The 25,574-nt window shown below is 39.1% G+C and carries 25 protein-coding genes, 2 tRNA genes, 3 pseudogenes and 1 riboswitch; of the genes and pseudogenes, 25 read left to right on the top strand and 5 right to left on the bottom strand.

Annotated features, from left to right (window positions below; all coding sequences use genetic code 11):
- Together ciss_RS10000 and ciss_RS09995 are read left to right on the top strand one after the other, a co-directional pair.
- Positions 1-439 (top strand): annotated as a pseudogene (locus ciss_RS10000) (DDE transposase); the annotation flags it as partial.
- A 270-nt stretch (positions 440-709) separates the two neighbouring features.
- Positions 710-786: transfer RNA gene (locus tag ciss_RS09995), tRNA-Pro, on the top strand.
- 75 nt (positions 787-861) lie between these two features.
- On the opposite strand, the gene ciss_RS09990 is transcribed toward ciss_RS09995, so the two are convergent.
- Entirely contained in the window at positions 862-2,178 is a 1,317-nt protein-coding gene (locus tag ciss_RS09990) for an amidohydrolase (protein WP_075866160.1), read from the bottom strand.
- A gap of 233 nt (positions 2,179-2,411) precedes the next feature.
- Positions 2,412-2,533, top strand: a riboswitch (TPP riboswitch).
- Between the two features lie 122 nt (positions 2,534-2,655).
- Between ciss_RS09990 and thiS the strand changes: the two genes are divergently transcribed.
- The 12 genes and pseudogenes from thiS to ciss_RS09935 all read left to right on the top strand — a co-directional run bounded on the left by thiS (position 2,656) and on the right by ciss_RS09935 (position 10,140).
- Positions 2,656-2,847 carry a sulfur carrier protein ThiS gene (gene thiS / locus ciss_RS09985; RefSeq protein ID WP_075866159.1) on the top strand — a complete coding sequence of 64 codons (192 nt, stop codon included), beginning with the start codon at positions 2,656-2,658 and terminating at the stop codon, positions 2,845-2,847.
- A 36-nt stretch (positions 2,848-2,883) separates the two neighbouring features.
- The gene (locus ciss_RS09980; RefSeq protein ID WP_075866158.1) at positions 2,884-3,648 is read left to right on the top strand and encodes a thiazole synthase; all 765 of its coding nucleotides are present in this window, start codon (positions 2,884-2,886) and stop codon (positions 3,646-3,648) included.
- 34 nt (positions 3,649-3,682) lie between these two features.
- Positions 3,683-4,804: a 2-iminoacetate synthase ThiH gene (gene thiH / locus ciss_RS09975; protein WP_075866157.1), complete on the top strand. Its 1,122-nt coding sequence runs from the start codon at positions 3,683-3,685 to the stop codon at positions 4,802-4,804.
- Positions 4,791-5,396: a sulfur carrier protein ThiS adenylyltransferase ThiF gene (gene thiF / locus ciss_RS09970; RefSeq protein WP_075866156.1), complete on the top strand. Its 606-nt coding sequence runs from the start codon at positions 4,791-4,793 to the stop codon at positions 5,394-5,396. Before thiH ends, thiF begins: the two co-directional genes overlap by 14 nt.
- Complete coding sequence (thiE, locus tag ciss_RS09965; RefSeq protein WP_075866155.1) at positions 5,389-6,063, top strand: thiamine phosphate synthase; 675 nt, start codon at positions 5,389-5,391, stop codon at positions 6,061-6,063. The genes thiF and thiE overlap by 8 nt, the downstream gene beginning before the upstream one ends.
- Before the next feature lie 193 nt (positions 6,064-6,256).
- Positions 6,257-6,613, top strand: coding sequence for a DsrE family protein (locus ciss_RS09960; RefSeq protein WP_235837291.1), 357 nt, complete (start codon positions 6,257-6,259; stop codon positions 6,611-6,613).
- 33 nt (positions 6,614-6,646) lie between these two features.
- On the top strand, positions 6,647-7,408 hold the full coding sequence (locus tag ciss_RS09955; protein ID WP_075866154.1) for a TatD family hydrolase: 762 nt from the start codon (positions 6,647-6,649) through the stop codon (positions 7,406-7,408).
- A gap of 156 nt (positions 7,409-7,564) precedes the next feature.
- Positions 7,565-7,666 (top strand): annotated as a pseudogene (locus ciss_RS13870) (glycerate kinase); the annotation flags it as partial.
- A gap of 4 nt (positions 7,667-7,670) precedes the next feature.
- Complete coding sequence (locus ciss_RS09945; RefSeq protein WP_075866153.1) at positions 7,671-7,967, top strand: glycerate kinase; 297 nt, start codon at positions 7,671-7,673, stop codon at positions 7,965-7,967.
- On the top strand, positions 7,968-8,099 hold the full coding sequence (locus ciss_RS13705) for a hypothetical protein (protein ID WP_268874219.1): 132 nt from the start codon (positions 7,968-7,970) through the stop codon (positions 8,097-8,099).
- Positions 8,092-8,337, top strand: a complete 246-nt coding sequence (locus tag ciss_RS09940) for a MoaD/ThiS family protein (RefSeq protein WP_075866152.1) — start codon at positions 8,092-8,094, stop codon at positions 8,335-8,337. Before ciss_RS13705 ends, ciss_RS09940 begins: the two co-directional genes overlap by 8 nt.
- A gap of 117 nt (positions 8,338-8,454) precedes the next feature.
- Entirely contained in the window at positions 8,455-10,140 is a 1,686-nt protein-coding gene (locus ciss_RS09935; protein WP_369689042.1) for an aldehyde ferredoxin oxidoreductase family protein, read from the top strand.
- Here the strand turns inward: ciss_RS09935 and ciss_RS09930 are convergent.
- Genes ciss_RS09930 through ciss_RS09920 form a run of 3 tightly spaced genes read right to left on the bottom strand, consistent with a single transcriptional unit; the run spans position 10,120 to position 14,005 of the window.
- A complete protein-coding gene (locus ciss_RS09930; protein WP_075866151.1) occupies positions 10,120-11,322 on the bottom strand; it encodes a hypothetical protein in 1,203 nt (400 codons plus the stop codon). The genes ciss_RS09935 and ciss_RS09930 overlap by 21 nt on opposite strands.
- The gene (locus ciss_RS09925) at positions 11,319-12,428 is read right to left on the bottom strand and encodes a DUF917 domain-containing protein (protein ID WP_075866150.1); all 1,110 of its coding nucleotides are present in this window, start codon (positions 12,426-12,428) and stop codon (positions 11,319-11,321) included. The genes ciss_RS09930 and ciss_RS09925 overlap by 4 nt, the downstream gene beginning before the upstream one ends.
- An 8-nt stretch (positions 12,429-12,436) precedes the next feature.
- Entirely contained in the window at positions 12,437-14,005 is a 1,569-nt protein-coding gene (locus tag ciss_RS09920) for a sigma-54 interaction domain-containing protein (protein ID WP_075866149.1), read from the bottom strand.
- A gap of 244 nt (positions 14,006-14,249) precedes the next feature.
- On the opposite strand from ciss_RS09920, the gene ciss_RS09915 reads away from it, so the two are divergent.
- The 10 genes from ciss_RS09915 (at position 14,250) to ciss_RS09870 (ending at position 25,152) form a co-directional block, all read left to right on the top strand.
- On the top strand, positions 14,250-15,575 hold the full coding sequence (locus ciss_RS09915) for a purine-cytosine permease family protein (RefSeq protein WP_075866148.1): 1,326 nt from the start codon (positions 14,250-14,252) through the stop codon (positions 15,573-15,575).
- Positions 15,576-15,577: 2 nt separating this feature from the next.
- A complete protein-coding gene (locus ciss_RS09910; RefSeq protein ID WP_075866147.1) occupies positions 15,578-16,660 on the top strand; it encodes an S-methyl thiohydantoin desulfurase family protein in 1,083 nt (360 codons plus the stop codon).
- A 15-nt stretch (positions 16,661-16,675) separates the two neighbouring features.
- A complete protein-coding gene (locus tag ciss_RS09905; protein WP_075866146.1) occupies positions 16,676-18,226 on the top strand; it encodes a hydantoinase/oxoprolinase N-terminal domain-containing protein in 1,551 nt (516 codons plus the stop codon).
- 24 nt (positions 18,227-18,250) lie between these two features.
- On the top strand, positions 18,251-18,976 hold the full coding sequence (locus tag ciss_RS09900; RefSeq protein WP_075866145.1) for an aspartate/glutamate racemase family protein: 726 nt from the start codon (positions 18,251-18,253) through the stop codon (positions 18,974-18,976).
- Positions 18,977-19,213: 237 nt separating this feature from the next.
- The gene (gene mutT, locus ciss_RS09895; protein WP_075866144.1) at positions 19,214-19,618 is read left to right on the top strand and encodes an 8-oxo-dGTP diphosphatase MutT; all 405 of its coding nucleotides are present in this window, start codon (positions 19,214-19,216) and stop codon (positions 19,616-19,618) included.
- Positions 19,619-19,765: 147 nt separating this feature from the next.
- Positions 19,766-20,410 (top strand): adenylate kinase, encoded by a 645-nt coding sequence (locus ciss_RS09890; RefSeq protein ID WP_075866143.1) that lies wholly within the window; start codon positions 19,766-19,768, stop codon positions 20,408-20,410.
- A gap of 42 nt (positions 20,411-20,452) precedes the next feature.
- Positions 20,453-21,160 (top strand): class I SAM-dependent DNA methyltransferase, encoded by a 708-nt coding sequence (locus ciss_RS09885; RefSeq protein ID WP_075866142.1) that lies wholly within the window; start codon positions 20,453-20,455, stop codon positions 21,158-21,160.
- The gene (locus ciss_RS09880; protein WP_075866141.1) at positions 21,150-21,956 is read left to right on the top strand and encodes an MTAP family purine nucleoside phosphorylase; all 807 of its coding nucleotides are present in this window, start codon (positions 21,150-21,152) and stop codon (positions 21,954-21,956) included. The genes ciss_RS09885 and ciss_RS09880 overlap by 11 nt, the downstream gene beginning before the upstream one ends.
- Positions 21,957-22,052: 96 nt before the next feature.
- A complete protein-coding gene (locus ciss_RS09875; RefSeq protein ID WP_075866140.1) occupies positions 22,053-24,347 on the top strand; it encodes a protein kinase domain-containing protein in 2,295 nt (764 codons plus the stop codon).
- Positions 24,328-25,152: a flavodoxin family protein gene (locus ciss_RS09870; RefSeq protein ID WP_075866139.1), complete on the top strand. Its 825-nt coding sequence runs from the start codon at positions 24,328-24,330 to the stop codon at positions 25,150-25,152. Before ciss_RS09875 ends, ciss_RS09870 begins: the two co-directional genes overlap by 20 nt.
- A 70-nt stretch (positions 25,153-25,222) precedes the next feature.
- Here ciss_RS09870 and ciss_RS09865 read toward each other — a convergent pair.
- A tRNA-Trp gene (locus ciss_RS09865) sits at positions 25,223-25,298 on the bottom strand.
- 142 nt (positions 25,299-25,440) lie between these two features.
- Here ciss_RS09865 and ciss_RS13700 point away from each other — a divergent pair.
- Positions 25,441-25,574, top strand: a pseudogene (locus ciss_RS13700) (D-alanine--D-alanine ligase); the annotation flags it as partial.

The following is a 25,574-nucleotide window of genomic DNA, read 5'->3' as shown; positions in this document are numbered from 1 at the left end:
TAACTACAAAGGTAACGTTTATTGTTATTGCCCGAAAACAAACACGCGGAGAGAAATGGCAAACGGAGGCTTTGAAAAAGAGCGAAACACATTGAAGAAATTGTGTCCAGCCAAGCAGTACGGAATAACCTGCGAAGGGCAAGAAACGTGTCCGGTAGTTCAAGGGATACGAATCCCATTAAAGGAAGACCGAAGGATCTTCACGCCGATAGATCGGGCAAGCTACAAGTGGGAAAGAGAGTACAAAAAACGTACCAGCGTAGAACGAGTGAACAGCAGATTAGATGTTTCTTTTGGCTTTGAAGTGCACACAATCCGAGGGATGGAGAAAATGAAACTGAGATGTGGATTGGCGCTGTGTGTCATGTTGGCAATGGCAGTGGGGCGAATTAAAGAAAAACAAGCAGACAAAATGAGAAGTCTGGTGTCAGCAGCTTAGAAAATATCCACACGTAGATAAACTTTCTTTTTATAAAATATCCACAACTCAAAACTGTGGATAAGAGGGTAATTCTGTCCATTTTTATGGAAATTTAGGGAGAAAATTATACTCCTTAAAAGATTATTCAATATAAAACGGTAAAATTACTCTATTGAGAGTGCCTGGTTAATGACTTAAAAGCAAAAAAAGTTTACAAAGCAAAAAGCATATACTTATCAAATATTCTTGACTAATAAAAAAAAATGATGCATAATATAATAGCGACAACGGGTTGTAGCGCAGTTTGGTAGCGCGCCACATTCGGGATGTGGAGGCCGTGGGTTCAAGTCCCGCCAACCCGACCATTGAAACTAAAGCCTCCGGGGTTTGCTAACCATCCGGAGGCTTTATTGTTAACTTTAGATTATTCTAAAACTTGTTTAGTTACCAACCAAAGCATTGTACATAACAGCAAAAAACTCTGCACCATTCTTAATTACTGTTTCATCAATATCAAAGGTAGAAGTATGATGTCCTCCGTAGGTAGGAGTACCAAAAACTACGTATAATGCCTCACCACCCTTCTTTTGTACTCGTTCCATCATTACTGTGAAGTCTTCCGAAGCATTAAAAGCACATTCCGGAACGATTTCTTTAATCGACGGTAAATTTTGAGCTACTTGAACAGATAGCTCTACCATCTTAGGAGAATTTTCGGTACTGATTGCAGAAGCAGCTGGTTTAATTTCCAAAGTTAGGTCATGCATTTTGGCTGCTCCTTCTAATATTTGATAAGCTCGTTGCACCATATATTCATTTATCTCGTTGGTAGCACCTCTAGTTTCAAGACGAAGGTATGCTTTATCAGGAATTACATTCCAGGTGCTTCCAGAATGCAAAATGCCCACGTTAACTCGAGATGCTCCTAGGCCATGCCTAGCAATTGCATAAAGGTTATTAACAGCAGTACAAGCTCCTAAGAGCGCATTTTTCCCTTCATCCGGGCGTAAGGCCGCATGTGCCGGTTTTCCGTAGTACGTTACTTCAAAACGAGAGAGAGCCATAAAGCTATGAACGTTTACGGCGATTTGTCCGGTCTGTTTCAAGTTAATTCCAACGTGTCCCCCGAGGATATAGTCCAGATCATCAACCAGCCCCTTATCTACCATGGCAGCTGCACCACTTAGATTTTCTTCATTAGGTTGAAAAAGGAATTTTACAGTACCTTTAATTTTGTCTCTGTTTTCCGCAAAATATAAAGCTAACAAAAGCCCCATAGCTGTGTGTGCGTCATGACCACACATGTGAGCATAACCTGGAATTTGAGATACAAACCCTTCGCGAACTGGACGATGAGTATTGTCCCTTGCTTCCATTACTTCATTGGCATCAATGTCAAAACGAAAACCTACAGTTGGTCCTGGCAATGAACCTTTTAGTACTCCTACGACTCCGGTAAACCCGCCTTTAGCCGGAAACAAAAATTTTTCTTTAATTCCCGCTTTTATTGCCCGCTTATACTCAGTTTCGAGCTTTTCCTGCGAAGGCGGTAATAATTGCTTTTCTGGAGAAATGATGTCTTTACCCAGGAGAAGATCATATCCCCACTCCGATAGCTTTTCCGCAACAAAACCTGTAGCATAGAATTCCAGCCAGGATGGTTGAGGATAACGGTGAAGGGCACGTCGCCACTGCACCGCTTCCGGGTAATGATATGCTATAGAATCTTCAGGACTATGGTTAACACACAATTTCATCTAATTTACTTTCCTCCTTTCCAAGTTCTTCAAATGTCACCGTCAATAGTATGATTGACCAGGGGTAACGAAAAGGAATTGCCCCCTTCCTGTCGGAAATGTCCCTCTCTCTCCTTCTTCCTGGTGACATTTTCTCAGAATAATTCTAAGGTGACAATATCACAGATTAATAACAAAATCAAAAAATTAGCTTGAAATGATTAACAAAAGTTGTTAAAATTAAAAAAAACTAAATAGGGTTTAGGGGGAGCTGAGGGGGTAAGCTCGGCTGAGAGTAGGCACCGAAAACCCTGTGCCTTGACCCTTGGAACCTGCTCCGGGTAATGCCGGCGAAGGGAAAAGGACGAAGTTAAGCCTTTAATGCTAAGTACAACCGGCATTAAAGGCTTTTTTGTTTAAAGTATTTTAATGGCATCATAGATAAACCGCCGGCAAAAAGGCGGTTTTTTATTTGGTGTTGGAAAAAGGGGGGATTTGATGCTTAAGGTCAATGACAAAGAACTGAATTTTACCGGAAGTATTAAAGAATTACTTGATTACTTAAAACTCAACCAATCTTCATGTGCTGTTTTGGTAAATGGCGAAATTATAAAGAGAAAGGACTGGGAAAAGTACCTGCTTAAAAATGATGATTATGTGGAGATTGTTAGTTTTGTGGGTGGAGGTTAATATTTAAAAATTTGCCAGGAAAGGGTGATTGATTACATGTTTACTATTGGCGGGAAAACATTAAAATCAAGGCTTTTTGTTGGTACAGGCAAGCTACCGGATTATACTTTAATTTCCAAAATGTATTATGAAGCAAAGGTTGAGGTTTTTACAGTGGCTGTTCGCAGAATTGGTCTCAATACAAAACATGAAAAAAGTGTTTTAGAGTTTATTCCCAAAGAGGCAGTAATTATGGTAAACACTTCGGGGGCAACAAACTATAAGGAAGCTATCAAAATTGCCCAAATTGGCCGAGAGTTGACCTCTTCTGACTGGGTTAAGGTTGAAATTGAAAAAGATACGAAATACTTATTTCCAGATAACTATGAGACCCTCAAGGCGTGTGAGATTCTGGTGAAAGAAGGATTTAAAGTTTTTCCTTACATTTATCCTGATTTAACTATCGCCAAAGAGCTTGAACAGATTGGTGTTACGGCGGTAATGCCTCTTGCAGCACCTATTGGAACAAACAAAGGAATTGGTTGTGAAGTTTTATTAAAGCCAATAATTGCTGAAGTTGAGATACCTGTGATAATCGATGCTGGTATTGGCCGACCCTCTCATGCTGCCCAAGCTATGGAACTTGGGGCTGATGCAGTTTTAATCAATACTGCCATTGCTACGGCAAAAGATCCTCTGGTAATGGCCTTGGCTTTTTCTAAGGCAGTTGAAGCGGGAAGGCTTGCTTACGAGATTGGACTGTTAAAAGAGTATGAATATGCTCAGGCATCGTCTCCTCTTGATGATTTTATAAAGGGATAAATGGGTAATTTAAAAAGGTTAGAAGGTGTTAGCTGTGCTTGATTATTTACAAAAATGTTTTGAACTTTATTTTAGGTATGAGCAATATGTTCCTTCTTATTCTGAAGCTTTGGATATTTTAGCAAAGGACTATTTGGATAAAATTGACTTAGTCAAGCTTTTAAATGTTGAAGACGAAGAAATAATAAAGCTTATGGCAAAAAAAGCCAAAAGAATTACGGAACTTAATTTTGGAAAAGTTATTTTATTATATGCTCCATTGTATATAGCTAACTTCTGTGAAAATGGATGTGTTTACTGTGGTTTTTTCAAACTAAGAAAATACCCACGGGAGAAACTTAGTTTAGAGCAAATGGAAGAAGAAATGCTGCAAATAAAAAATGAGGGAATTGACTCTATTTTACTTTTAACCGGTGAGGACAGGAAAAATTCGCCTTTTGCCTATATAAAAAATGCCTGTAAACTTGCCACTAAATATTTTTCAGAGGTTTCAATCGAGGTTTATCCCCTTTCCAAAGAAGAGTACGAAGAATTAGCAAGAATTGGGGTTATAGGTATTACCATTTATCAAGAAACGTATATAAAGAAAGATTATGAAAAGCTGCATCTTTTTGGTCCGAAAAAAGATTATGAATTCAGGCTTTATACTCCGGAAAGAGCATTAAAAGCGGGGTTTAAAACGGCATGTATAGGACCGCTTTTAGGATTATCTTTGCCCAAACTGGATGTATATGCGGCAATTTTACATGCTGACTATTTAATGAAAAAGTATCCTCAGGCCGAGATAGCAATTTCTTTTCCAAGACTAAGGGCTGCCAATACGGAATTTAAGACCAAACATGTGGTATCCGATAAAGAGTTTATTAAGTTTTTGCTTGTGGCCAGACTTTTTTTGCCTCGGATTGGTATTAACCTTTCGACGCGGGAGAGACCAAACTTACGAGATGCTCTTCTGGACATTTGCATCACAAAGATCTCAGCCGGTTCCAAAACAACTGTCGGAGGTTATTTGGGAAAGAAGGAGGATTCACAAGGGCAGTTTGAAGTTGAAGATAGAAGAATGGTAACTGAGATAATTGAGGTTATAAGAAAAAAAGGGTTGAGGCCAGAGTTTACAAATTGGATAAGAGGTGTTAGGCCTTATGAACTCCTTTAATTTAATGCTAAAAAATTATTTTGATGATAATTTGTTGCAGAAGCTAAGCAGAGTAAAAGTACTAATTATTGGCTGTGGAGGGCTTGGGTCACACATTGCCTGGATGCTAATTCGTTGCGGGGTCCAGAACTTGAAGATTGTTGATTTTGATCGGGTGGAGCTTAAGAATTTAAATAGGCAAGGTTATTTTTTGGCGCAGGTGGGTTTACCCAAGGTATTAGCCTTAAAAGATATTCTTACCCAAATTAATCCAGGGGCTAATATTGCTATAACAGTTGAAAAAATTGATGATAAAAATGTTGAAAAAATAATTATGTCCTATGATGTTATTGTGGAGGCTGTAGATGATGAAGCAACAAAAGCTTTAATTTTCGAAGCAGCTATGAAACTAAACAAAAAGGTTGTTGCAGCTTCCGGGGTAGCTGGCTTTGGCGATTGTGAGCGTATAAAAATCAAAAGAGGTAGGAACTTTGTTATTGTTGGCGATTTTTCAACTTCGGTCAAAGATAAAAAACCTTATGCTCCTAAAGTAACGGCCGTTGCTGCAATTCAGGCCGATGAGGTGTTAAGGATGGTGGTGGAGGATGAGTAAGCAGGAAAAGTTAAGACTTTTTGAAGATTATAATATCTACTGCATAACTGCCGAGAAGTTTTCACGTGGTAGAGAAAATCTTAAAGTTGTTTCTGAGATGCTACAAGCTGGAGTAAAGATAATTCAGTATCGAGAGAAATATAAGTCACTGAAGGAAAAATACTATGAATGCCTCAAAATAAGAGAACTGACAAGACAATATGGGGCAATTTTGATTGTAAATGACCATGTGGATTTGTGTCAAATGGTTGACGCGGATGGGGTTCATCTTGGCCAAGACGATTATCCGGTTAAAGAGGCTCGGAGGATTTTAGGGGATGAATATATAATTGGAGTTTCTACTCATTCTCCCGAACAGCTGGAAAAAGCAGCAAAGGAAGGGGCTGATTATGCAGGCGTTGGACCTCTTTTTGCAACGAATACTAAAGATAATGCAATGCCTCCGGTTGGGCTAGGATATTTAAAGTGGGCAGTTGCAAACTCGAGTATCCCCTTTGTTGCTATAGGTGGGATAAAAGAATATAACATTCAGGAGGTTCTCGACTTGGGAGCCAGGTGCATAGCGCTTGTTACTGAGATTGTTGGGGCTGAGGATATTAAAGATAAAATTGATAGTCTAAATAAGATTTTAGAAAGATATAGGGTTAGTAAAAAAACCTCCGATTAAGGAACTGACGAAAGACGGGCATTAGTCCTAATGTTAATTGAAAAATACCGATATCTCTCCTTCTATTAACTTTCATAAGATAAACTAATTGGACAAGAAAATTTTTCTATGCTACATTACTTTTAAAGGAAGCATTAAAAATCAGCCGAACTGACTTACGGAAGTTTCGCTGTATGAAAGTTGAGGTGTTGAAATGATGAATAGGCTTAAGCTTGTTTTTCATGTTAACGAACCTGATAAATGGCAGAGGGTAATTATGAATATCAATAATTTTTTAAACGATGTTGGCCAAGGAAATGCTGACATCGAAGTAGTAGCTAATGGAGAAGCAGTTTCTGCTTTCAAGAGCAATGAACTAACAAATGAAATGCTTTTAGAGCAAATGCAGAAGCTTGCTGAGATAGGGGTAAACTTTGTTGCTTGCCAGAATGCTCTAAAAGCTCAATCGATTGCTAAAGAGAGTTTGCCCGATTTTGTAACAGTTGTACCGGCCGGCATAACAGAAATTGCCAGGAAACAAACGGAAGGATTTGCTTACATTAAACCATAATTAGTTTAGCTAAATACGAAGGGAGCACGCCGCATGATGGAATTTGTAGATTCTCATACCCATGTTTCATTACTTCCGTACGAGGGACTCGAAAACATGGCCCTGGCCGGAGTAAAAAAAATTATTGGCTGTTCCTTATTTTTTGGGGCTCAGCATGCGGAGACACTTTTTGATCATTTTCACCAAATGTTAACTCTTTCGCGGACAAATGCTGATAAAAACGGCATTAAGCTTTTTGTTGCTGTTGGTATTCACCCGATGGGAATTCCAAAAGATTGGCCCAGAGTAATTGAAGCCTTACCCAACTGGTTGAAAATGGAAGGGGTTATCGGTTTAGGAGAAATCGGTCTGCATGAGGGTAGCCGGTTGGAACAGGATGTCCTCCGGGAGCAGTTAATTATCGCTAAGGAATTCCAGTTGCCAGTGATCATTCATACTCCGCCGCAAAAGAGGATGGAAATAACCAATGAAACCCTTGAGATTGCTGCTTCTGTCGGTATAAAATCAGAAAAAGTGATTATTGATCATGCTAATTTGGATATTCTTGATTTAATTGAGGAATTTGGGGCTGTTCCTGGACTTACCATCCGTCCCGATGGAATTACTCCAAAGATACTCCTTGACAATTTAGAACGATTCCAACGGGGGGTTCTTAACAGTGATTATAGTAACCTCAAGCCCAATGACCCCTTGAGTGTTCCCAAAGCTGTCCAATACCTGAAACTAAACAATGCATCGTCCGAAGTTATTGCCCGAATTGCAAGGTATAATGCTGAAGAATTGTTTGGCATTTAAAAGATAAGGGTTTCGCTCTAAAAGGAAACAAATACTTTTAGAGCGGCCCTTTTTTATTTTACAAAGAGAAGTGTCCTGGACTTTCTTATTTTATCACTTTGCTCAAAATTATGCTTAAATTATTTAAGAAGTTGAACATAATGGGTTCCGGGCTCAGGAGCTGCAGGTGGGCTGGGAGCTGCTATGCTGGCCTTCTTAGATGCTAAACTCCGACCGGGAATTGAGTTATGGAACTTACTCAGTTATCTGAGGTGGTAAAAATGTGGAATTAATAATTATTACTGGAGAAGGAGCGACGGATTACCAGACTATGTTCGGAAAGGTTCCTTTGGGAGTTGCCCGGCTGGCAAGAAAATTTGGCAAATCAGTAGTATGTATTTCCGGATTACTTAATGCAGGTTACGAAAAATTATATGCCGAGGGTATAACGGCTTTATTCTGTATAGTTAACCGCCCAATGACTTTAGATGAAGCTATGGAAAGGGGGAAGAACTGCTTGAAAAAATTTCTGAAAACGTCTTTAGACTATATTATTTACGGTCGGAAGGGGGATAAATAAATGACACCTGAACAATTCTTAAAACAGCACAAGGTTCCACAACGTTTGCCCTCGTTACAACTTCCTGCCTTATTGCTCCCTAAATCAAAAAGAAAAGCCAAGAAAAAAAAGCAGGTGAGGTATTATGTCTAACATTTCAGTGCAAGTAAAAGTGGATAACTTTTTATTAAAAAATTCATTGAGATTGAAGGCTTGCCATGAAATAGTGGAAGTTCCAGAACTATCTTCTATCAGCACTCTTCTTGAAATAATAGGATTAAATAAAGACCTTATAAGTTTTGTTACTGTTAACGGGGAACGCAAAGATTTAGCTTATAAGTTGCAAGAAAATGATGTGGTGGCCTTTTACCCTTATATTTCTGGCGGGTAAAATTTAATTGAGAAATTACATAGAAGGGTGATCGTAAATGAAGGGTTTCTATGGGAAAATACTAAGGATTAACCTTACTGATAAGTCTTACCGTGTGGAAGAAATCAGTGAAGAGATATTGAAAAAATAGGCGGAAAAGGGCTGGGGTCATATCTTCTCCTTAACAATGTCGCTCCCGGGATCGATCCCCTTTCTCCCGATAATAAGCTTATTTTTACTGCAGGCCCGGCTGCTGGAACAGGAATGTTAGGTTCCAGCCGGTATGGCGTATTTAGTAAATCGCCCTTAACAGGTTTATATGCTGAATCATATTCCGGAGGAAAAGTAGCTCCTGCCATTAGAAAAACTGGCTATGATGCTATTATTCTGGAGGGAGCTTCATCTAAACCTGTTTATCTTGAAATAACGGATAGTACAGTAAAGTTCCACGATGCTACCCATCTTTGGGGTAAAGACACCTATTATACTGAAGACAAAGTTCTTGAAGAAGTAGGAGTTCCGGGGGCTCAAGCGGTAGTCATTGGGCCGGCAGGTGAAAATTTAGTACGTTTTGCCTGTATTGAAAACAACTACTGGCGCTCGGCAGGACGTACCGGCCTGGGTGCGGTGATGGGTTCCAAAAAAGTTAAGGCCGTTGTTTTTCACGGTCAGGCCAAAGGTGAAATTGCCGAACCTGAGCTATTGAAAAGCTTGATTAAATCTATTAGCCAGAAAGCTAAAGATAATCCGGGAGTTAAGGCTTACCAGATGTATGGCACCACCCAAATGGTTAGAATTATGAATGGGGCTAAAGCTTTTCCTACAAAATACTGGTCTAATGGTAGTTATGAGAATTGGGAAGATATTAGTGGAGATAGTTTAATCACCAATTTTGAGGTCAAGCCGAGGAGCTGCCCCAATTGTTTTCTGGCTTGTGGCAAACTGACCACCGTGAAAGAAGGGAAGTACGCGGGTTTAACGGTAGAGGGTCCGGAGTATGAAACCATTTATGCCTTTGGCGGTTTATGCTGCATTAACCGATTGGATGAAATTTTAAAGTTCAATGATATATGTGATCGGTTGGGTCTGGATACCATCACCGCTGGTAATTTAGCTGCTTTTGCTATTGAAGCGGTTAATAGAGGGAAGATAAAGGCGGATTTACAATATGGAAATGCTGATGGCATTGCCCGCTTATTGGAAGATATTGCTTACGGCAGGGGCATTGGGGCAATCCTGGCCCAGGGTATTAAAAAAGCTTCAGAGGAGTGGGGGATGGAAGATGTGGCCATCCATGTAAAAGGTTTAGAACCACCAGGATACGATCCTCGAGTTCTTAAAGGGATGGGTTTAGCCTATGCAACTTCAACGAGAGGTGCCTGTCATTTAAGAGCTACTTTTTATAAACCTGAACTAAGCGGTATGATTGACCCAGCGACTATCGAGGGCAAAGCCAGGTTGTTTATAGAATTTGAAAATCGTTTAACGATATTTAATACCCAAATTTTGTGTGTATTTTTCCGGGATTTAATCCAGTGGCCGGAGCTTATTCAACTAATTAAGGCAATAACCGGCTGGGAATACACCCAGCAGGAACTGGAAGAAATGGCCAATAGGATTGTCACTTTAACCAGGGTGTTTAACAGCCGGGAAGGGGCAACAAAATCTCTGGATACGTTACCAAAACGTTTCTTTTCGGAACCGATCAATGAAGGTAAAAATATTATTTCCGAGGAAGAACTCTCTTATATGGTAAATGAGTACTATCGTTTGCGGGGATGGGATGACCAAGGATTTCCAACCTCAGATGCCAGTTTCTTTTAAACCTACCTTTAAAATTGTCTGATTAAATGGCAAATAACGAAGAGAAGTTTCTTGACTAAAAGCTACAGGTTTTTCCAAGAAATTGTGTTTTTTATTAAAAAGTTGCAATCTCTTTAATAATTTTTTTTTGTTTTTATCTATTTCCTCTTGTCTGCAGAAGGAAAGCATTGTTATTTCTGCTGGAGCCGTTAGTAAGCCAAGAAAACGAAGTTGTCGGGATGGTGCAAGCTTATGAATCCGGTAGGGGTATGAGTCAGCAAGATAGTAACCAGAAAAGTTAAACATAGGAACTGGGCCATTGGCATTTTCGGGTAAATTTGCTTTAATACTGGCAAACAAGTGTTGCACTGAAGAGATAGTAGTAAAACTAAAAGATGGAGACAATTCGCTGACTTCTACGGAGTTTTGCACCTGAAAAAGTTTAAAGGCCTGGCCAACTTTGAAAAGAGCTAAAGCGTAATGGTAGCCAAACAGCACGGCAGCACCCCGGGCTATTTGGACCAAAGGAGCAAGCTCGAAAACTTTACCGCAAGTTTGCGGTAAAAAATTATCGGTTACACAAACCGCTTCGTTTTCTACCCAAAATATCCCGGGAGAATAGGGAATAAAGAATTCCCTCAGTTGTTGAAGATAAGGGTTTATGGTAGCGGTAAAAGCAGCAGCCATCAGTAAGGCTTTTTCTCTTTCCCGAAAGCCCAAATGCGGATAATTTTGCGATTTTAAAATTACTGCTGGAGTGAATTTTGTAATAACGCGGAAAGCTTTATTTTCTTTTTCTGGATAAACCATAGCAAAAGGTGAAATAAGGGAAATCACTTGAGCTTTTTTAATTTGTTCTTCCCTGGTTTTTAAGGTCTTTATAAGTTTTTCAGAGGTTACTTGCAAAATTTCTACATTTTTTTGGATACCTTTGGGAACTGAAAAAGAAGTATTAAACTGTTCTGGTACAAGACGAATATGAAAGATTGGTTTAAGGTTACTATGATTCCCTAAAGACAAGGGAGGAGTAAGGTAAATTTTGTGGACCTCTTCCTTTGATAATCCCAAGTGGATAAGACAGTTTTGTAATTCAAATAAAAAACTCTGTGCGGAGAACTTTCCTTCATATAAAAGGTGCCTGCCCGCTCCAGCAATAAGAGTTCCGGATTGACCATTGAAAAGTATTCCCAATACAATTTTCACGAAAATACCTCCTTGTTGCGGTAGTGGTTTGGATATAGCTTTTCTAAGGGCAGGTAGGTAGTGCGGTAGCCAAAGCATTGTGGTCCCACTACATCTAAAGCTTTTTTGATTCTAAGCCTTAGCGGTGCAGGAAGGCCCAGGAGTGCTAAACGCTGGCCTTCATAAATTTCGTTGTTATTTACCGGCTTAAGTTCATTCAAATCAATTGCTGATATTAAATCAGGTACGCTTGCAGCAACATTGCCGTTTTTAAAGGCGAGCAGATTTTCATATTGGTAGAGTAGCTGAAGTTCTTCACCTTTTGGTGAAATTATTGTAGCAGATTTCCATTTTGCCAATTCAAAGGTTGATATTTTTTTTACAGTTCCCTGGAAAAGCTCAATTATAGGGCCGTAAAAGGAATTAGAAGTAACTTCCAAGAGCATGGTAAATAACTCCCGGTAATTATCAGCCTGCAGGAAACATTCTCCAATTTCGCGCGCAAAATTCAGTGTGCCAGGAAGGAGGACTCGCTTTAAAACGGAACCGGGGTAAGGAAAGCCTGCAAAGTAGCCAACGCCTCCCTGCTGGCCAATTATCTGGCGTGTATTTAGCTCTAAAAGAAAAGTATCTTGTTTATCAAGAAAATAATGTAAGTGATAATTGCCATCAATTAGCACTAAAGGTGCTGCCGCTAAGTTTTCGAGGTGATAGGTGGTCATTTGTAACTCAGGAAAGGCTCGACCCATACTGTCTCCATCAGCAACGGGTAAGCCGGTTTGCAGTGCCGCTAAAAGTGGATAAAAGATATTAACACCAGCACCTTCAACAATTGAAATTCCTTTAAATTTGAATCCAGTGTGTTTTTCTAACTCTTCAATAATTATACCCGCCTCTAATCCTGATGGCAGGTTTTCTTCACACAATTCCGGCGAACCAAAGAGGCCGGTGCCGCAAAAAAAATCATTTTCCGGCAATTCTTCAAGGGATAACAAAGAAATACTGCGGTTTTGCAGTGCTTTTTGCAGCTCGATTGCTAAAAGGTGGCTTTTTCCGCCACCGCCGGAACCAAGGAAAATACTACCGTACCAGAGCGGTTCAATCCATTCACGGGTAATTTCCTGCATCTTTTCACCTACTTTAGACGGTATTTGTTAAGCCAGCGATAAAGAGTTGCTAAACTAACTCCCAGTTCTTGAGCAATTAACTTTTTGGCCTGGGTAGAATGGCCGTATTCTCCTAAAAGAATTTCTAAGCGCTCCTTTAATTTTTTACTTTCAAGATTCTGGACTCCTATAGTAATAACTGGAGTTTGGGGTGTACCGGCCAATGTTCCGTTTAATAAATACTTTGGCAGAAAGGACGGAGTAATGATATCTCCATCACAAAGGGACACGGCGTAGGCAACTACGTTTTTCAATTCCCGGACATTTCCTGGCCAATGATAATTTTTAAGAATCTGTATGGCTTCAGGACTAAAAATTTTAAAAGGCTTATTTTGCTCCAGACAAATATTTTTTAAATAAAAGTCCAAAAGCAATGGTATGTCATCTCGCCGTTCGCGTAGCGGTGGTATATGAACCGGGAATACATTTAGGCGGAAGAAGAGGTCTTCCCTGAAAAGTTTTGCATCAATTAATTCTTGTAAATTTTTATTCGTTGCCGCAATAATGCGGATATCGACTGGATAGGAAACAGTAGCTCCAATTCTTTCTACCCGCCTTTCTTCCAAAACCCGGAGAAGTTTTGCCTGTAATTGAATCGGCATATCGCCAATTTCATCAAGGAAGATTGTTCCACCATTGGCAAGCTCAAATTTGCCGGGCTTGCCGCCCCGACGGGCACCGGTAAAAGAGCCATCTTCATAACCGAATAGTTCGCTTTCCAGAAGGTTGTCGGGAATTGCTGCACAGTTTATGGCAATAAAAGGTCGATCTTTCCGCGGACTTAAGTAATGGATATAACGAGCAAAAAGTTCTTTACCCGTACCGCTTTCTCCCTGGAGCAGGACCGTGTTGTTAGTTATTGCAATTTGCCTGACAAGTTTTTTGATTTCTAAAAAACGGGGGTTTTTGCCGGGAATAATAAAAATAGAATCCTTGGAAAAGTACGAGTCGGTTTCTTCCGGTTGAATTGGTTCTGTTTTCCAAGCCAATATTCCCTCTATCCTGCCGTTTTTTGTAAATGCACGGTAGTAAAAGTTTCCTTCCGTCGTTTCGATCCAACCCTCTGGTTCTCCAGCCCGGTTTAATTTTTCCCAAAGGTCAAAGGTAGAAAGTGAAATAGGAGAAGTACTTTGGCTTACGATTACTTGACCTTTGCTATCAAAAAGAAAAATATTTGTGTCCAACTGGCTTGCCAGGAATTGCAAAGCGTTTTTAACCAATGAATTGTCAACTGCTTGCTCTAAGGCTTGCAAATTTTCTAAAACGATCAAAAGAAATTTAAGAAGTAGAGCAGGTGTTATAGTCACGTTGTTTTCACGTTTTTTGGGGAATGCTACCCAAAAACCTTCATCTTTAAGTTTAAAGGTTAAGATTAAATTGTATGGACAAGTAGAAGCTTCCGGGCAAGTGGGTGTACAGGGTGTTGACAAAACACGATAACCAATTTGTGGCTGTGGTATTAAAGAGAGGCATTTTTTCGGAAGATCGGTAACAAGTCCGAAAATTTCATTAAGTGCTTCCGTAAAATCTTTTCTCATCATTTTTTATCACCGCTATTTAATACGAGAAATTTTAATAAAAAATAAGAATAATTAAGAAATTGTGAGAAAAATTAGATATATTTTTATTTTATAATCAAAAAAGACCTATGACAAGGGGAATTTTTCAAGGGAAAATAACGAATTTTTATCCTGAAAAGTTGCTGAAAATGTTGGCATTAAACTTGCTGAGATTTTAAGCCAGTAAGATTTAAAAAATAAATCTACAAGGGAGGATGGCAATATGGTAAAAGGTGAAGATTATGCCTTAGCAAGAATTCCCATGGAAGAACGGCGGCCGATGTGGGAAGTCTTTATGATTCGTTTTGGAGCTGTCGTTACTTTATCACAGTTTATGCTGGGAGCAGCACTTGGATATGGGATGACCTTAAAAGATGCGTTACTTGCTACGATCCTTGGGTCGGTGCTGCTTGAAATCATTAGTTTTTTAGTTGGGGTTGCCGGAGCGTGGGAAGGTCTTTCAACCTCTCTTTTAACCAGGTGGGCTGGTTTTGGGAGGTTAGGATCAAGTTTAATTGGATTAATTGTTGGGATTTCATGTATTGGATGGTTTGGCATTCAAAATACGATTTTTGCTCAGGGATTAAGTCAAGCGTTTAACGGCGCAGTAAGTACCAAGATTATGTCGGTAATTACCGGAATATTAATTACCCTTTTAGTTGTATACGGTTATAAAATGTTAAGCTATACAGCTAATATTGCTGTTCCAGGTTTTTTAGTGGCAGTAGGTATTGCTACCTATCATTTATTAAGCAAATATGACCTTAATACGCTGCTAACTTCACCACCCCCTGGTCCAGCTTTGAATTTCGGTGTTGCAGTTACTATGGTTGCCGGGGGCTTTATGGTGGGCGCAGTGGTGACTCCTGACCTGTCAAGATATAACCGCAACGCAAAAGATGTTTTTTGGATGACGCTTCTTAGTATTTTTGCCGGAGAGCTTTTAATAACTTTTATAGCTGTGTTAATGTCCCATGCGGTAAAAAGTGCTGATGTTATAACTATTATGTTAAATCTGGGCGGTTGGATTTCAGCTGCTTTAGTAATATTTTCAACGATTAAGATTAATGATTTGAACTTATATGCTGCGTCTTTAGGGATTGCTAATTTCCTTGATGCTGTTTTTGAAGTGAAAATGAGTAGAGCAGTTTTAACGATTATTATTGGCTTATTAGGAACTTTGGGCTCTGTTTTGGGGATACTGGATAAGTTTGTTAATTTCTTAGTTATCCTTGGTATTGCAGTTCCGCCGGTAGGTGGGATTATGGTGGTTGACTATTTTATTTTAAAACGATACAGAAAAGAGCTGGAAGAAAGCCGTGTGGAAGGGCGTTTGCCTAAAGAAGTTGAAGATTGGAATCCTATTGCTATTGTTAGTTTAGTTTTAGCGTTTTTAGTGGGTTATTTTTACAAAGGAGGCTTAAATCAAGCATTAAATTCATTAATTGCCGGTATGATTTTCTATTATGTTTTAATGAAAGTATATATAACTTTCTCACCTGCCAAAAATGCAAAATTTATTAAAAAATCAGAGGTTGGGGAGGTATAAATATGACCAAAATCGATGTGCAAATGGTTGAAGACATTGCAGTAGGGGCTGCTCTTCTTGGAACCGGGGGAGGGGGAGACCCTTATGTAGGGAAGCTTATGGCCATACAGGCACTACAAAAAAATGGTCCAGTAGAACTTATTGGTGTTGATGATGTGCCTGATGATGCTCTGGTTGTCCCTGCAGCCATGATGGGAGCACCAACAGTATTGGTGGAAAAAATACCGTCGGGAAAAGAGATCTTCAAGGCTTTTGATAGCCTGCAAAATTACCTGGGAAAAGAAATCTTTGCGGTTATTCCCATTGAAGCCGGTGGACTTAACTCCATGATTCCAATTACTGTGGCTGCGGAAAAGAAACTGCCCCTGGTAGATGTAGACGGCATGGGACGAGCTTTTCCGGAATTACAAATGGTTACTTTCCATTTATATGGTCTCTCGGCCACTCCTATGGTCTTGGCCGACGAAAAGGGAAATTCGTTACTTTTAAATACTATCAATAATTTTTGGACCGAAAGTCTTGCCCGAAATGCTACGGTCGTTATGGGTGGCTCGGTAATGATTGCAATTTATCCAATGTATGGTAGAGATTTGAAACAGGCGGGAATTCGGAATATCATTACTTACTCGGCGAAAATCGGTCGGGCTATTCGGGAAGCCCGCAAAAACGGCGAAGATCCCATTGAAGCGCTTTTAAAAGCAACCGGCGGTTTTACCCTCTTTAAAGGTAAAATTTCCGATGTGCAAAGACGGACTACCGGTGGCTTTGTTCAGGGCGAAGCGCATATTGACGGAATTGACCAGTATAAAGGGGAAAATATGATAATTGACTTCCAAAACGAGAATTTAATTGCCCGGCGGAACGGGAAGGTTGTAGCTACAGTTCCTGATTTAATCTGCATAGTGGATGCCCATACAGCAGCGCCTATTACTACAGAAGGTTTACGTTATGGTCAAAGGGTAGTGGTCATCGGTATTCCCTGTGATTCAAAGTGGCGGAGTGAAAAGGGAATTGCAACCGTTGGGCCTCGCTACTTTGGTTACGATGTTGATTATGTACCTGTTGAAGAGCTGATTAAAGGTTAGAGGAGGTTGGAAAAAATGGAGTATCGGATAGGCATTGACGTTGGGGGTACCAATACGGACGCGGTACTGGTTGATGAGAATATGAATTTAGTTGAAAGTATCAAAGTACCAACTACAAAAGATGTTTCCACCGGCATATATGAAGCGTTGCATCGGGTTTTAGAAAAAAGTAAAGTTGAACGGAAAAATATTAAATATGCGATGCTCGGTACTACCCATGCTACTAATGCGATTGTAGAACGCAAACGCCTTTGCAAAACTGCAATTATTCGTATTGGCCGTCCGGCAACGGAAGCGATTGTTCCCTTAGTGGCATGGCCAAAGGATTTAGTTGAGGCGGTAGGAAATCATTACTATTTAATTGCCGGTGGTCATGAATTTGATGGCAGGGAAATCAGTCCCCTGAATGAAGAAGAACTAAGAAAAATTGCCCGGGAAATTAAGGGCAAAGTGGAAAGCGTTGCAGTGGTTTCAGTTTTTTCACCGGTAAACAACCAGCATGAACTAAGGGCCCGGGAAATACTGCAAGAAGTGCTTGGCGATATTCCAATTTCGCTATCTCATGAAATTGGTTCAATCGGTCTTTTAGAACGGGAAAATGCTACTGTTTTAAATGCTGCTTTAGTTGATGTGGCTCGGACTACAGCCAATGGATTTAAAGAAGCATTAGCGCGGGAAGGAGTTACCGATGCCAAAGTATTTCTTTGCCAGAACGATGGTACTTTAATGTCTATCGAATATGCGATGCGGTATCCCATTTTAACCATTGCCTGCGGACCTACCAACAGTATCCGAGGTGCTGCCTTTTTAAGTAACTTAGAAAATGCTTTGGTGCTCGATGTGGGTGGGACTACCAGTGATATCGGTATCATTGCTCAAGGATTTCCCCGGGAATCTTCAATTGCAGTAGAAATTGGAGGAGTAAGAACGAACTTCAGGATGCCCGACCTGATTTCCATTGGCCTTGGGGGTGGCACGATTATTCGGGAAGAAAAGGGTGAGGTGAAAATTGGACCCGATAGCGTTGGCTACCGGATAACCGAAGAAGCATTAGTTTTTGGCGGTAAAACCGTTACCGCTACCGATATAGCCGTACGCCTGGGATTGGCAGAGGTTGGTGATAAAGAAAAAGTAAAGGATTTACCCTTAGAATTTGCCCAGAAGGCCTACCGGAAAATGCAGGAATTGGTTGAAGAAGCGATTGATAAAATAAAAACCAGCAAAGAACCCCAACCGCTCGTTCTTGTTGGGGGAGGCAGCATAATTGTAAGCAATAATATTAGCGGCGTAAGTCAGGTTGTGCGTCCGCAAAATTTTGGTGTTGCTAATGCTTTGGGTGCTGCAATAGCTCAGGTTAGCGGTGAAGTTGACCGGATTTATTCGTTAAGCGAAATGAGCAGGGATGAAGCTCTAAATAATGCTAAACAACTGGCAATAAATGAAGCTATTAAGGCAGGAGCTAATCCGGAATCCGTAAACATTGTTCATGTCGAAGATATTCCGCTTGCGTATCTGCCCGGAAATGCGGTAAGAATCCGGGTAAAGGCTGCCGGGGATTTACTTTAAATTAAAATAAATGGGGGGGTTTTTATGAAAATCAAGGTAATTATGCCGATTACCTCAGATGTTTTTAATGAGGAAATCAGGGAAGAGTTTAAACATTATGTAGGACCACATGACAGCTTTGATGTGGAAAATTTAGATTATGGCCCGGCATCCATTGAGAGTGAATTTGATGAAGCTATGGCTATACCGGATATTTTAAATAAGGTTAAAAAAGCCCAGGAAGATGGTTTTGATGGTGTTATTATTGATTGTTTTGGAGATCCTGGAGTTAACGCTGCAAGGGAACTGGTAGATATTCCTGTATGTGGTGGTTTTGAGCCGGCAATGCAAATTGCCTTAGGCCTTGGGAAAAACATAGGCATTGTTACAGTTTTACCCAATGTTGTTTCCATGCTTCAAGATTTAATTTCCAAAATGGGAATAGAGAAACGGGTAAAATCAATCCGTTATGTTAATATTCCGGTTCTGGATTTAGGAGACAAAAAGAAGTTAGAAGACGCTCTATTTAATCAGAGCTTAGAAGCGATAAAAAACGACCATGTCCAGGTGGTTGTATTGGGCTGTACAGGAATGATGGGAATGGCTCATAATTTAATGAAGCGCCTAAAAGAGGCTGGTTATGATGTCCCGGTAGTAGATCCAGCTTTTGCAGCGGCTATGATGGTAAAAAATTATGTGTATATGGGATTAAAACACAGCAGGCTAACTTATATGACACCTCCGGTGAAGCCCTATAAGTGGTGGGAGTAGTAAGGAACTTAAACCCTTTTAAGTAGATTAAAAGTCTACTTAAAAGGGTTTTTATTTAAGTATAATCTTTAATTGCTAAAGATTTGTCCCTTTCTACCATTGAAAACAAAGTCCCGCCAACTTGAAGGATTTGCGGGGCTTTTTTCTATGTTCATGCTTATCCGCTGTTAATTTTGGTAAAGTTATAGTAAAATAAAGAAGCCGGTAAAGATCAACGCTGGAGGCAATAAAAATATTATGAAAACGGTTACAGCAGCAATAATAATACACAAGGGGAAAGTCTTAATAACCCGGCGTAAACTTAATGATAAATACCTGCCGGGAAAATGGGAGTTTCCCGGGGGAAAAGTTGAACAGGGTGAGACGCCAGAAGATTGTCTTATTAGGGAAATAAAAGAAGAGCTGGACCTTAACATCAAGATTACTCAATTTTTTGGTGAATCGATTTATGAGTACCCTTTTTTTAAAATAAGATTATTAGCTTTTTTAGCCCAGCCAGTTTCAGGGAAAATAAAGCTAAACGATCATGCTGAAGCGCGCTGGGTTAAAATTAAGGATTTAAATTTTTATGATTTTGCGCCGGCAGACTTGCCTTTTGTGGAAAAGTTATTGAAATCAGGTGAGATGGCAAATGGATTTTAAGTTAAAGTTATTCAACTTAAGTCCTGCCTGGTTTTCAGCGTTTTATGTATAAAGTTTTGCTTATTGACAGTAAAACCTAAAAGATAGTAAAATTAAGTTCAGAGTTAATGGCAATTTATAGAAAATTCTTAAAATGGAGGCGGGAGCGTGAAACTTTTAATCATGGGCCCTCCGGGGGCTGGAAAAGGAACCCAGGCGGAAAAAATTGTTAAAGAGTTCGGTATTACCCATATTTCCACCGGCGATATGTTCCGGGCTGCTTTAAAAAATCAAACACCTCTGGGCTTAAAAGCTAAAGAATATATGGATAAAGGTGAGCTGGTACCCGATGAAATCGTAATTGCTATGGTGGAAGAAAGAATTTCAGCACCGGACTGCGCAAAAGGCTTTCTTTTGGATGGTTTTCCCCGTACCATACCTCAGGCGGAAGCTCTGGATAAAAAGCTTTCCGAAATGGGAATAACCTTAGATGGTGTGATCAATATTGAAGTTCCGCGGGAAGAATTAATTGAAAGGTTAACCGGAAGAAGGGTCTGTCGCCAGTGCGGAGCAACCTACCATGTAAAATTTAATCCTCCAAAAGTTGAAGGAGTTTGCGATGCTTGTAGCGGAGAATTATACCAAAGAAGCGATGACTCTTTAGAAACTGTAAGCAACCGTTTGGACGTCTATGAAGCGCAAACCGCACCTTTAAAAGAATATTATGCCAAAACCGGCTTATTGAAAAATATTGATGGTACAAAATCTATTGAAGAAGTATTCGCTTCAATTAAAAATGCTCTCCAAAAGTAAACTCTCCCTTTTGGGGAGAGTTTTTTTAAAGGAAGGTAAAGTATGCCCTACAGTAAAATTGCCAACTTCTACGATCTTTTGTTAAGTGGAGTTCCCGGCGATTACTGGGTCCAATTAATTGAAGATTTACTGAAACGCTGGAATTATGAAGTGAAAACTATTGCGGAATTAGGCTGTGGTACCGGTGTAATTTTAGAAAAGCTTTCTAAAAAAGGTTATAAATTATATGGAGTGGATATTAGCCCTGAAATGCTTGCCGTTGCTCATAACAAGAAATTAGAAAATACAAAATTATTTTGTCAAGATATCTTAAATTTAGAACTTCCGGAAAGAGTAGACCTAATTTTTGCGTTTCATGATTGTCTTAATTATATAAATTCAAAAGACGATTTATATCGGTGTTTTTCTCAAGTAAAAAATAACTTAAACGAACAGGGCTTATTTTATTTTGACCTTAATCGTTTAGAATGGCTCTTGGATTTAAAAAATAAACCTGGTGAAATTATTTTAGATAATTTAGTATTAAATTGGACGGGTAAATTTAACTATAATAAATTTTTTATTAAACTTAGAATTTATAACCAGAATACCGGCGAAGCTTCCTATGAAAAGCACGAGCTTTCCCTCTTTTCGCCGGAAGAGGTTTTAACACTGCTTGCGGATTTAAATTTTTCGGTTTTATCGGTAAACCATACACCTACCAGGAGTTTTTATTTAGCTGTAAAAGGAGGAAGTGGTAATGAATGTTGAAATCGCTTATATCGGTGGCTCCAGTACCCTGGGAATAGGATTTCCGGAAAAGTTTCTACCCCCTGATGTTAAATTTATAAAAGAAGAAACTTTTACAACACCTTATGGTCCATCTCCCAAAATATATTTCTTAGAAATCGGTACAAAAAAAGTAGTTCATGTTAAAATGCACGGCTGGCGCCCCGGGGTTTCTCGAAGAGATGCCTCTCTTCAGGTATTCTGGGTTTTTCAACAGTTGGGAGTAAAGAAGGTATTTTCTGAAGGCGGGGTAGGGGCTGTCAATCATTTGTTAGAATTAAGGGATTACGTTATTCCTACCGATTACCTTGATTTTACCATGCGTAAAGATGTCCATCTAACTTCAAATTACCTTTTAATTATGAGAAAACCTACCTGCCCGGAAATAAATCGCGCATTATTTGAAAGTGCTAAAACTCATGCCAAAGGCAGAGTTTTTCAGCGCGGAATTTATGCCTGTACCGATGGTCGCCACTTTGAAAGCGTTGCGGAAGTTGCCTTTTTGAAAAATGCCGGAGCAGATGTAATAGGTCAGAGTATGGTCCCGGAAGTTTATCTTGCCCGGGAAATTGGTGCCTGCTACGGCCGAATCGATTTGGTAGTTAACTATGCCGAAGGAATTATTAAAGAGTGGGAACATGAGGAGTTAAAAGAAACTTATTATAATGATGCTCTCACAAATTTGCAAATAATTACCGAGGCAATTTTAAATTTTAATCCGCAAAATACCTGCGAATGCCAGGATTTTCGCAAGGAAACATTATTAAAACTTGAATGAAATTTCCATTTCCTTGCAGGCAGGTAATTTATTATTGGTGTCGAATTTTATAAACAAGCTTAAAAAGCTTGTTATTTTTTTAAGGAGAGGTCTATGATGGGAATAACCATCAAGGAAGTTTCCAGGATATCGGGAGTATTTGGCCAACAAGGAGAAGAAAAAGTAGCCGAGGTACTAAAAGAACACCTGCCTGATGGTTATAAAATTATAAATTCTTACCGTTTAAATTATCAGGGTGACAGCTGGGATATTGACCATATTGTCATTGGCCCCAATGGTATTTTTGTTATTGAAACCAAAAACATGCGGGGCCGGGTTTTTGGTGGCGCCATGGGTAACTGGTGGCAGGAAAAGTGGGCAGGAGGGCAGAAAGAAAAAATTAAGATTGGCAATCCTGCCGCTCAGGTAAACCATTATGCCAAGCTTGTAAAAGAGTTTTTACGGCTTTATTTCCCTGATGAAGAAACCAGAATTTTAGTTTACCCTGTAGTCGTCTTTGCTCACGAAGAAGCTGACTTTTCTAAGCTTCGCTTTACCCGTCCTGGCAGGATTGGTAAAACTAAAATCCTTAGTTTATATGAACTTCCGGCATTTATTTTAAGCAGGGAAGAGGTTTCTTACGATTCAGAATTTATTGATAAAGCGATAAATTTCTTAATTCCCGAAGATGAACGGGAAAAAACCGGTATGTTTAAAACCGGACTTTATTACCAAAACCTTCAAGAACAGTTTTCCCGGCGCTATCGGTTAGAAGATCTCATTGGCGAGGGAAATTTCAGCAAGGTTTACTGGGCATACGATAATAAGTTGGATCGGGAAGTAGCGGTTAAAGAAATTAATTTAATTGATCTACCGGTGGATATCAAAGATAAAATCTATAATGAAGCCCAGTTAATGGCAAAAATTAATCATGAAAATATCGTGAAACTTTACGATACCTTTTATTTTGACGATAAAATATATCTGATAATTGAATTGGTGCAGGGGAAAACTCTAATTGAGTATCTTGAAGAAAAGGGTGGAATGCTTTCCGTTAAAAAAGCAGTTAATATAATGATTCAAATTGCCAAAGCCCTTTCTTATATTCATCAGCATAACATTGTTCACCGGGATTTAAAGCCGGAAAATATCTTAATTTCAACCGACGATATCGTAAAAATAACGGATTTTGGTATAGCTCAACTAAACGAAGAAGAAAATGAAGAAGGCTTTATCTTGGGTACACCGGTAGTTATGGCTCCGGAACAAATATTAAGAACGGGTATTGATCAGCGAACAGATATTTTTGCCTTAGGGTCAATTTTTTACTTTTTATTAACCGGTCACTATCCATTTTCAGGAACGAATTTTTCCGAATTAAGTTATAACATACTCCATTTTGATCCTGAACCTATCCGGACTTACAATAGTCATTGTAGCTTAGAAATTGAAAAAATTATTTTAAAATGTTTAGAAAAAAATCCCGAAAACCGTTATCAAAAGGTTAGTGATCTACTTCAGGACTTGATTAAATATCAAGAGCAAAAAAACCTTGGTTTATTTTTTAATAAGAAAACTTTTTTAAAAATTGCTTTGGTAGTTTTGGGTATTGCTTTTTTATATCTTTTTACATTAGGTACAAGTATGCAAAATCAAAGTAGTGCTCCTATATCTTTAAACGAAATTTTAAATAAAGAACAAATTACCCTTACCAATGATAATTTCAATCAAGTTTTTGCCAATAATTACCTGGCAGGAGCTAAAGTCAAAATAACAGGAAGGATTCTTGATATAATTGGCGCCCAAAACGGCCGCACCTTATGCTATTTTTTATTAGAACCGGCTTCGTTAAAAGACAATAAACTTACAATAGCCTTAAATCTTGATCCCTTTTCCATTTTTAATGGTACCAAATATTATCAATTAGAAGGTTTTTTAGCATATTCTCCTTTAGTGGAAAACGGTGCTGCCAAGCCTGTGGTTATTGTGGAAAGTTTTAAACCTCTTGAGCCCTGGCATCTTTTTGATCCTCCAATTAAAACGGTAGATGTTAAACAAACCTTAAAACGAAAAGATAAAGAAATTATTTTTGAAAAGATTGAATTTGGTAAAAACGAAACCAGGCTCTTTATTACATTAAAAAATCTTTCCAATCATCCGGTGAGTTTTAATTTATTAGAGCCCAGAGCCAGTCAAAGAGATCGCTTTTACGTAGAAGCATTGTATCAAAACCGGGATTATCCAAAGCTAAAAGACCAATTAGGGCCAAAAGAAATTGTCAGGGGAATTATCGTGCTGGAAAAAATGGATTACCAGATTAAAGAGGCAGTATTTTTTCTCGGCCTAACTATGGCTGGAGAAGAACCATATATTTTTCATGTGAGGTGGGAAGATGAAAATTGTGGGAATTAGTTTTTCCGCCAGGGATAAGGGTAATACCGATATTTTGGTCAATACGGCGCTCCGGGGGGCAGCGTCGGCAGGTGCGTCTATCGAATTTATTAAAGCCAAAGATTTAAACATCGAGTACTGCCGGGGATGTTTAAGTTGCATTTACAAAGGAAAATGTCCGATAAACGATGACCTTTATAAGTTTATTGAAACCGTCAAAAGCGCTAATGGCATAGTAGCAGGGGCCCCAACCTATCTTTTTGGTCCTACCGGAAAAGTAAAAACGATGATTGACCGCTCTCTGACCATTTCTCCTTTTTTAGAAGAAATGGACCCTGAAAAAAGGCTAGGAATAACCATCAGTGTTGCTGGCAACCCTTTATGGAATCCCATGGGCAGTGAAATCTTAAATCAATTTATTTTAAGTTACGGTTTTGGTCTTTATGATTTTCTTGCCGGTTACGCTCCGGGACCGGGCGAAGTTTTATTAAATGATGAATTACTGGAAAGCACCTACCGGCTTGGTAAAGAGCTGGTTTTAGCCCTAAGAAAAGAAATAGAGCCCCCCAAAGCCAAGGAAAATCAGTGTCCTTACTGTAAAAGTAGGTTAATTAAATTTGAAGAGTCAAAAATTTACTGTGCCCTTTGCCTGGCTCCGGCAGAACTTCGTGACGGTAAACTATTTTTTGCTGAAAATTATGAACCCTTTTGGACCAAAAATCATCGAATAAATCATATTAATGATTGGATTATACCTTCAAGGGACCGTTTTTTAACCAAAATTAAAGATATAAAAGAAAAAGCAAAAAAGTTCAATCTTCAATAAATTTACACCACCAAACTTTAAAAAACTTTAAAAAACAGAAAAACCTCGCCACCGCGAGGTTTAATTTTTATGGCAGGGGAGACAGGACTCGAACCCGCAGCCCTCGGTTTTGGAGACCGATGCTCTACCAATTGAGCTACTCCCCTTTAACAATTGCAAGATTATTATAAGAAAAAAAAATAACATCGTCAAGAAGAAGTTTGCGGGTAGAAATTTATTCCTATATGTTATACGATTATAGTGTAACAAATAAAATATATTTATAAAACATTTTTTGGAGGTAAAAAAATGAAAATTGGCGTCATTTGTGGCGGGCTTTCTTCCGAAAGAGAGGTTTCTTTGCGTACCGGCGACGCAATTTTTAGAGCTTTATTAAAAAAGGGATATAACGTTGTAAAAATTGATATGGATAGAAATATTGC

The sequence above is a fragment of the Carboxydothermus islandicus genome (assembly GCF_001950325.1).
In the GTDB taxonomy this organism is placed as follows: domain Bacteria; phylum Bacillota; class Z-2901; order Carboxydothermales; family Carboxydothermaceae; genus Carboxydothermus; species Carboxydothermus islandicus.
This window is presented reverse-complemented; position numbering and strand designations above follow the sequence as displayed.